Source organism: Paenibacillus glycanilyticus, assembly GCF_023715145.1.
Classification (GTDB): Bacteria; Bacillota; Bacilli; order Paenibacillales; family Paenibacillaceae; genus Pristimantibacillus; species Pristimantibacillus glycanilyticus_A.
On record NZ_JAMBNP010000027.1, the window covers coordinates 1 to 1,446 of the forward strand.

Consider the following 1,446-nt stretch of genomic DNA (forward strand, 5'->3'; position numbering starts at 1 on the left):
ACCTGGCCCATTTTTTAAGAGAACAGCATGTTACGTGCGCTGTGGTTAATCCGCTCCACGTGAAGAAAAGCAAAGAATTGGATGACAATTCACCAACCAAGAACGACATCAAAGATGCTAAAGTCATCGCACAGCTCGTCAAAGACGGTAGATATGCCTTACCAAACCTTCCCCAGGGCATCTATGCCGAACTAAGGGAAGCGATGAAAATTCGCGATCATCTGTCGACTGACCTGCGCGTGGTGCAAGGCCGCGTTCATAACTGGTTGGATCGGTACTTTCCAGAGTTTCTCACGGTATTTAAGGACTGGGAATGCAAGTCAGCACGCCAAATGCTCAGTCTTTGTTTGTTGCCGCATGAGCTGGTTTCTGAGTCTGAGGAAGCCTTGCTGAGTCACCTCAGAAAGGTTGCCAAGCGAGGTCTCGGCATCGAACGTATGAGAAGTCTGAAAGCAGCGGCAAGCCGTTCTGTTGGTGTACGAGAAGGGACCGCACTAGCAAAACTAGAGCTTCAACTGTTGTTAACGCAGTACGATTTGCTTGAGAGTAAGTTTGAAGAGCTTGAGGCAAGGCTGGATGAGCTCTTGGAGCAAATTCCCCATGTGAAGCAATTACTGGACATAAAAGGCATTGGTCGGGACAGTATAGCCGGTTTCCTCGCTGAAGTTGGCGACATTACGCATTACCGGCATCCGAAACAAATCATAAAGCTCGCCGGTTTGAACCTAAAAGAAAACACGTCCGGTAAACACAAGGGACAAACGAAGATCACGAAGCGAGGTCGTAAGCGACTACGAGCGCTGCTATTTCGCGTCATGATGCCACTGGTGGCTAAGAACTGTGCGTTTAAGGCATTGCATCAATACTATACCAAACGGCCAGATAATCCCTTGAAAAAGATGCAGTCGCTCATTGCGCTATGCAACAAGCTGATTCGAATTCTCTTTGGGGTCTTGAAGAAGGGGCATCAGTTCAGTGAAGAAAAGATGTTGCAGGATATCCCAAGGTACACGGCAGTGTCGTTAGCAGCTTAGATTCAATGTTTTCATAGAAGTCGAACATCAATAAAAGGTATAGACAATTGAAGCACGGATGAGTCGGAACAGAACTAACATACGGACGAAGATCCTGTCGGGCAGCATATCCGACCTCCACCTCATGGACAGGTTGAATGAAGGAATGTGGGAGCGAAGACTCTGTGAGACATGGGAGGGTTGACCGCCATGAGGCCTAAGTGGAGATCCAAAGGTGCGACCATATATATCCAGAATGTCCACTTTTTAAAGTGAGTGGTCTGGGTGGATGTATTTTTGCACTTTCTTCGCCCCATATTCTACATCTTCTACAACCTTATTCCATTCAGCGGTTGTCTGTCACGAAAGAAAAAGGTTCAAAACCTACGAAAACAAGCGAATTTAAGAGAATAACGATTCTCCATAGAGGGAG

Annotated in this window: 1 protein-coding gene; it reads left to right on the plus strand. The window is 46.9% G+C overall.

The window, feature by feature from the left end:
* Positions 1 to 1,034 (plus strand): IS110 family RNA-guided transposase (locus tag M3194_RS30750; protein ID WP_251657951.1); only part of this gene is annotated, 1,034 nt, incomplete at its 5' end.
* Positions 1,035 to 1,446 lie beyond the last annotated feature (412 nt).